General features: G+C 58.4%; 7 protein-coding genes. All 7 read left to right on the top strand.

Annotated elements, in window-relative coordinates; translation table 11 throughout:
* Positions 1 to 19 precede the first annotated feature (19 nt).
* The 7 genes from dapF to corA all read left to right on the top strand — a co-directional run bounded on the left by dapF (position 20) and on the right by corA (position 6,740).
* A complete protein-coding gene (gene dapF, locus K5E19_RS17090) occupies positions 20 to 844 on the top strand; it encodes a diaminopimelate epimerase (protein WP_061096761.1) in 825 nt (274 codons plus the stop codon).
* Complete coding sequence (locus K5E19_RS17095; RefSeq protein ID WP_221552238.1) at positions 841 to 1,548, top strand: DUF484 domain-containing protein; 708 nt, start codon at positions 841 to 843, stop codon at positions 1,546 to 1,548. The genes dapF and K5E19_RS17095 overlap by 4 nt, the downstream gene beginning before the upstream one ends.
* Entirely contained in the window at positions 1,545 to 2,447 is a 903-nt protein-coding gene (gene xerC / locus K5E19_RS17100) for a tyrosine recombinase XerC (protein ID WP_221552239.1), read from the top strand. Before K5E19_RS17095 ends, xerC begins: the two co-directional genes overlap by 4 nt.
* Positions 2,447 to 3,163, top strand: coding sequence for a 5-amino-6-(5-phospho-D-ribitylamino)uracil phosphatase YigB (gene yigB / locus K5E19_RS17105; RefSeq protein WP_221552240.1), 717 nt, complete (start codon positions 2,447 to 2,449; stop codon positions 3,161 to 3,163). The genes xerC and yigB overlap by 1 nt, the downstream gene beginning before the upstream one ends.
* Positions 3,164 to 3,270: 107 nt before the next feature.
* Positions 3,271 to 5,433 carry a DNA helicase II gene (uvrD, locus tag K5E19_RS17110; RefSeq protein ID WP_221552241.1) on the top strand — a complete coding sequence of 721 codons (2,163 nt, stop codon included), beginning with the start codon at positions 3,271 to 3,273 and terminating at the stop codon, positions 5,431 to 5,433.
* A 149-nt stretch (positions 5,434 to 5,582) separates the two neighbouring features.
* Positions 5,583 to 5,639: a YsgD/CorL family protein gene (ysgD, locus tag K5E19_RS17115; RefSeq protein WP_212743980.1), complete on the top strand. Its 57-nt coding sequence runs from the start codon at positions 5,583 to 5,585 to the stop codon at positions 5,637 to 5,639.
* A 150-nt stretch (positions 5,640 to 5,789) separates the two neighbouring features.
* Positions 5,790 to 6,740 (top strand): magnesium/cobalt transporter CorA, encoded by a 951-nt coding sequence (corA, locus tag K5E19_RS17120; RefSeq protein WP_221552243.1) that lies wholly within the window; start codon positions 5,790 to 5,792, stop codon positions 6,738 to 6,740.
* Positions 6,741 to 6,910 lie beyond the last annotated feature (170 nt).

A 6,910-nucleotide genomic window follows, 5' to 3' on the forward strand; every position in this document is an offset into this window, starting at 1 on the left:
CCGCGCAATGGAGCAAATGATGCAGTTCTCTAAAATGCATGGCCTTGGCAACGATTTTATGGTCGTAGACGCGGTAACGCAGAATGTGTTTTTCTCCCCGGAGCTGATTCGCCGCCTGGCGGACCGGCACGTGGGCGTGGGGTTCGATCAGCTGCTGGTGGTCGAGCCGCCTTACGATCCCGATCTCGATTTCCACTACCGCATTTTTAACGCTGACGGCAGTGAAGTTAACCAGTGCGGTAACGGCGCGCGCTGTTTTGCCCGCTTTGTCCGCCTGAAAGGGTTGACCAACAAGCGCGATATTCGCGTCAGCACCGCCAATGGCCGCATGGTGCTCAGCGTCACCGATGACGAGCTGGTACGCGTGAATATGGGCGAGCCAAACTTCGAGCCTTCCGCCGTGCCGTTCCGCGCAAACAAAGCGGAAAAGACCTATATTATGCGTGCGGCCGAGCAGACAGTATTGTGCGGCGTCGTCTCGATGGGTAACCCGCACTGTGTGATTCAGGTTGATGATGTGGAAACCGCCGCGGTTGAAACGCTCGGTCCGGTGCTGGAAAGCCACGAACGTTTCCCGGAGCGCGCGAACATCGGCTTTATGCAGGTGGTGAAGCGCGAGCACATTCGCCTGCGGGTTTACGAGCGTGGCGCAGGCGAAACCCAGGCCTGCGGAAGCGGTGCCTGTGCGGCAGTTGCTGTGGGCATCTCTCAGGGGTTACTGGCAGAAGAGGTTCGCGTGGAATTACCGGGCGGTCGGCTTGATATCGCCTGGAAAGGACCGGGTCATCCACTGTATATGACGGGCCCGGCGACACATGTTTATGACGGGTTTATCCATCTATGAAACAACCAGGGGAAGAACTGCAGGAAATAACGACGGAGCTGGATGACAGCGCTGTTGTTGATTACCTGCTGAACAATCCTGAGTTTTTTATCCGCAATGCGCGCGTCGTTGAACAGATGCGCGTACCGCATCCGGTTCGCGAGACCGTGTCGCTGGTCGAATGGCACATGGCGCGCTCGCGCAAGCACATCAATCAGCTTGAAGAGAACATGACGCTGCTGATGGAGCAGGCCAGCAATAACGAGAGCCTGTTTTATCGTCTGCTGCACCTGCAGGCGCGTCTGGCCTCGGCGCACAGCCTTGAAGAGTTCCTCAGCCGCTTCCACCGCTGGGCGCGTGAGCTTGGGCTGGCGGGCGCAACGATTCGCCTGTTCCCGGACCGCTGGCGCATTGGCGCGCCGTCCGGGTTTACTCATCTGGCGCTGAGCCGTCAGGCGTTTGAGTCGCTGCGCATTCAGCGTCTGGGCCATGAGCACCACTATCTGGGGCCGCTGAACGGACCAGAGCTGCTGGTGGTGCTGCCGGAAGCCAAAGCGATTGGCTCGGTGGCGATGTCGCTGATGGGGCGCGATGGCGATTTGGGGGTGATGTTATTTACCAGCCGTGACGCGCATCATTATGAGCAGGGGCAGGGTACGCACCTGCTGCAGGAGATCGCCCTGATGCTGCCCGAGCTGCTGGAGCGCTGGATTGAGCGCGTATGACGGACGCACCGCTCGCCGCAGACGTCACGCGCTTTCTGCGCTATCTGGGCGTGGAACGTCAGCTCAGCCCCATAACGCTGCTTAACTATCAGCGTCAGCTTGATGCCATCATGCAGATTGCCGACGAAATCGGCCTGAAAAGCTGGCAACAATGTGATGCTGCCACGGTGCGCGGGTTCGTTGTGCGTAGCCGTAAAAAAAACCTCAGCCCGGCGAGCCTGGCGCTCAGGCTTTCCGCCCTGCGCAGTTTCTTCGACTGGCTGGTGAGCCAGGGTGGCTTAAAAGCCAACCCGGCGAAAGGCATCGCCACGCCAAAAGCCCCCCGGCATCTGCCGAAAAATATCGATGTCGACGACGTAAATCGCCTGCTGGATATCGATCTCAACGATCCGCTGGCCGTGCGCGACCGCGCGATGCTGGAGGTGATGTACGGCGCGGGCCTGCGTCTCTCTGAACTGGTAAACCTCGATTTAAAGCATCTCGATCTGGAATCCGGCGAAGTGTGGGTAATGGGCAAGGGGAGCAAAGAGCGCCGCCTGCCGATTGGCCGCAACGCGGTTTCCTGGATTGAGCACTGGCTGGATCTGCGCGGGCTGTTTGGCGCAGAGGAGAATGCGCTATTCCTGTCGAAGCTTGGCAAGCGGATCTCGGCGCGTAACGTGCAGAAGCGCTTTGCGGAGTGGGGCATCAAGCAGGGGCTGAACAGCCACGTTCACCCGCACAAGCTGCGCCACTCGTTCGCCACCCACATGCTGGAGTCGAGCGGCGATCTGCGCGGCGTGCAGGAACTGCTCGGTCACGCGAACCTGTCGACCACTCAAATCTACACCCACTTAGACTTTCAACACCTTGCCTCGGTGTATGACGCGGCGCATCCACGCGCCAAACGGGGGAAATAATGCGTTTTTACCGCCCACTCGGTCAGATCTCGGCCCTGACGTTTGACCTTGATGACACCCTTTATGACAACCGCGAGGTGATCCTGCGTACCGAGCAGGAGTCGCTGGCGTTTGTGCAGAACTACCATCCGGCATTGAAAGCGATGCAGAACAAGGACTTCCAGCAGCTGCGTCAGTCCCTGCGGGAGACCGAGCCGGAGATTTACCACGACGTGACCGAATGGCGTCGTCGTGCGGTTGAGCAGGCGATGCTCAACGTGGGCCTGAGCGTACAGGACGCGGCCATCGGTGCCGAAGCGGCAATGGAAAACTTCGCCAAATGGCGCAGCCGTATCGACGTGCCGCAGGAGACCCACGACACGCTGGCGAAGCTTGCCGAAAAGTGGCCGCTGGTGGCCATCACTAACGGTAACGCCCAGCCTGAACTCTTTGGCCTCGGCGATTACTTTGAGTTCGTGCTGCGCGCGGGTCCGCACGGGCGCTCGAAGCCGTTCAGCGATATGTACCATCTGGCAGCGGAAAAAATGAACCTGCCGCTCGGTGAAATTTTGCACGTGGGCGACGATCTGACCACGGACGTAGCGGGTGCCATTCGCTGCGGCATGCAGGCCTGCTGGATCAAGCCGGAAAACGCTGACCTGATGACCACGCAGGATAGCCGTCTTCTGCCCCACGTAGAAATTTCGCGGTTGGCATCCCTCACGACGCTGATATAATCACCAGTAATATTGTATAAATTACCAGGGTTTTGCAGTTGTAGGCCCGGTAAGCGAAGCGCCACCGGGCGTTTTGCTGTGTTCCTGAATACTATGTGACGGTGCCAATGGACGTTTCTTACCTGCTCGACAGCCTTAATGACAAACAGCGTGAAGCCGTAGCGGCCTCGCGCACCAACATGCTGGTGCTGGCTGGGGCGGGCAGTGGTAAGACGCGCGTGCTGGTTCACCGTATCGCCTGGCTGCAGAGCGTGGAAAACTGCTCGCCGTACTCCATTATGGCGGTCACGTTCACCAACAAGGCGGCGGCAGAGATGCGCCACCGTATCGCACAGCTGATGGGCACCAGCCAGGGCGGCATGTGGGTTGGCACCTTCCACGGCCTGGCGCACCGCCTGCTGCGCGCGCACCATATGGACGCCAACCTGCCGCAGGATTTCCAGATCCTCGACAGCGAAGACCAGTTGCGCCTGCTGAAGCGCCTGATCAAGGCGATGAACCTCGACGAGAAGCAGTGGCCGCCGCGTCAGGCGATGTGGTACATCAACGGCCAGAAAGACGAGGGGCTGCGCCCGCACCACATTCAGAGCTTCGGCAACCCGGTCGAGCAGACCTGGCAGAATGTCTACAAGGCCTATCAGGAAGCGTGCGATCGCGCCGGTCTGGTGGATTTCGCCGAGCTGCTGCTGCGCGCCCACGAGCTGTGGCTCAACAAGCCGCACATCCTTCAGCACTACCGTGAACGCTTCACCAATATCCTGGTGGACGAATTCCAGGATACCAACAACATCCAATACGCGTGGATCCGCCTGCTGGCCGGTGATACCGGCAAAGTAATGATCGTAGGCGATGACGACCAGTCGATCTACGGCTGGCGCGGGGCGCAGGTGGAAAACATCCAGCGCTTCCTCAAGGACTTCCCTGGCGCGGAAACTATCCGCCTGGAGCAGAACTACCGCTCGACGAACAACATCCTCAGCGCGGCTAACGCCCTGATCGAAAACAACAACGGGCGTTTGGGTAAAAAGCTGTGGACCGACGGCGTCGACGGCGAACCGATTTCGATTTACTGCGCCTTCAACGAGCTCGACGAAGCTCGCTTCGTGGTAAACCGCATCAAAACCTGGCAGGACAATGGTGGCGCGCTGGAGCAGTGCGCCATTCTCTACCGCAGTAACGCCCAGTCGCGTGTGCTGGAAGAGGCGCTGCTGCAGGTGAGCATGCCGTACCGCATTTACGGCGGTATGCGCTTCTTCGAACGTCAGGAGATCAAAGATGCGCTGTCGTATCTGCGCCTGATCGCCAACCGCAACGACGACGCGGCGTTTGAGCGCGTGGTCAACACGCCGACGCGCGGAATTGGCGACCGCACGCTGGACGTGGTGCGTCAGGCCTCGCGCGACCGCCAGCTTACGCTGTGGCAGGCGTGCCGCGAGCTGATGCAGGAAAAAGCCCTCGCCGGACGTGCCGCCAGTGCATTACAGCGCTTCCTCGAACTGATTGACGCCCTGGCGCAGGAAACGGCCGATATGCCGCTGCACGTGCAGACCGACCGGGTGATTAAAGACTCCGGCCTGCGCATCATGTACGAGCAGGAAAAAGGCGAGAAGGGCCAGACCCGTATTGAGAACTTAGAGGAACTGGTGACGGCAACGCGCCAGTTCAGCTACAACGAAGAAGACGAAGACCTGATGCCGCTGCAGGCGTTCCTCTCTCACGCCGCGCTGGAAGCGGGAGAAGGGCAGGCGGACACCTGGCAGGATGCGGTTCAGCTGATGACCCTGCACTCCGCCAAAGGTCTGGAGTTCCCGCAGGTGTTTATCGTCGGCATGGAAGAGGGGATGTTCCCGAGCCAGATGTCGCTGGATGAAGGCGGGCGTCTGGAAGAAGAGCGTCGTCTGGCCTACGTGGGCGTGACCCGTGCGATGCAAAAGCTGACGCTGACCTACGCCGAAACCCGCCGTCTGTACGGCAAAGAGGTTTATCACCGTCCGTCGCGCTTCATCGGCGAGCTGCCGGAAGAGTGTGTGGAAGAGGTGCGTCTGCGGGCGAGCATCAGCCGTCCGGTCAGCCATCAGCGCATGGGTTCACCCATCGCTGAAACCGATACTGGCTACAAGCTGGGCCAGCGCGTGCGTCATTCGAAATTTGGTGAAGGCACTATCGTGAACCTCGAAGGTAGCGGTGAACACAGCCGCTTACAGGTGGCGTTCCAGGGCCAGGGGATCAAATGGCTGGTGGCTGCTTACGCCAGGCTGGAAACAGTGTAACATTCAGAAAAATATCATTATTTTGTAATAATCTGCTAACCTTATACGTTGAAGGTCAATTAATGCCCTTCAGCGTTCCGTTGCGTGTTGACGCCACAGTTACTGCTGGCGTAACATGCGCGCACGATTACGCTAAGAGGACATTCGCCTTGGACACACCCAGTAGATACTGGCTCAATTCCCTGTCATCCAGGAACAACTCCTAAGGCTATCTCCTCTTGCTGATGGCCTTAGTGGTTGTCAGCGACTGCATTATTCCCGTCGCGCTGAGTCAGGCTGTTTAATGGTCTGAAACCCAAATTGTTTCTGTGTGCCCACCGAACTGTCCGATATTTTTTGCATTGGGAGTCCCGGTCATGTTGAGCGCATTTCAACTCGAAAATAACCGACTGACTCGGCTTGAAGCCGAAGAGTCACTGCCCCTCGTTGATGCCGTATGGGTGGATCTTGTCGAGCCGGACGACGATGAGCGCCTTCGCGTACAATCTGAGCTGGGGCAAAGCCTGGCAACGCGTCCTGAACTGGAAGACATCGAAGCATCCGCACGTTTTTTTGAAGATGAAGACGGGCTGCACATTCACTCCTTCTTCTTCTTTGAAGACGCTGATGACCACGCGGGTAACTCCACCGTGGCGTTTACCATCCGCGATGGTCGTCTGTTTACCCTGCGCGAGCGCGAACTGCCTGCGTTTCGTCTCTACCGCATGCGCGCCCGCAGTCAGGCGATGGTGGACGGTAATGCTTACGAGCTGCTGCTCGATCTGTTCGAAACCAAAATTGAACAGCTTGCGGACGAGATTGAGAACATCTACAGCGACCTGGAAAAGCTGAGCCGCGTGATCATGGAAGGCCATCAGGGCGATGAATATGACGAAGCGCTTTCGACGCTGGCGGAGCAGGAAGATATCGGCTGGAAAGTGCGTTTGTGTCTGATGGATACCCAGCGCGCGCTGAACTTCCTGGTGCGTAAAGCGCGTCTGCCGGGCGGTCAGCTGGAGCAGGCGCGTGAGATCTTACGAGATATCGAATCCCTGCTGCCGCACAACGAATCCCTGTTCCAGAAGGTCAACTTCCTGATGCAGGCGGCGATGGGCTTTATCAACATCGAGCAGAACCGCATCATCAAGATCTTCTCGGTGGTTTCCGTCGTGTTCCTGCCGCCGACGCTGGTGGCATCCAGCTATGGGATGAACTTTGAGTTTATGCCGGAGCTGAAGTGGAGTTTTGGCTACCCGGGGGCGATTATCTTTATGATCCTCGCCGGGCTGGCGCCGTATCTGTACTTTAAGCGCCGGAACTGGCTGTAAAAATCTGGCGGGTGGCGCTGCGCTTACCCGCCCTACGATCGAATTCCCTCTCCCTGTGGGAGTGTACAGTCCGGGGACATGGTAGACAGGTGTTCGGGGACATGGTGAACACTTTTTAACATCCTTTACCCATGGTGATCGACTTTTTCTTCAGGTCGATCACCCCCACT

This window comes from Enterobacter sp. RIT637, assembly GCF_019718755.1.
Classification (GTDB): domain Bacteria; phylum Pseudomonadota; class Gammaproteobacteria; order Enterobacterales; family Enterobacteriaceae; genus Enterobacter.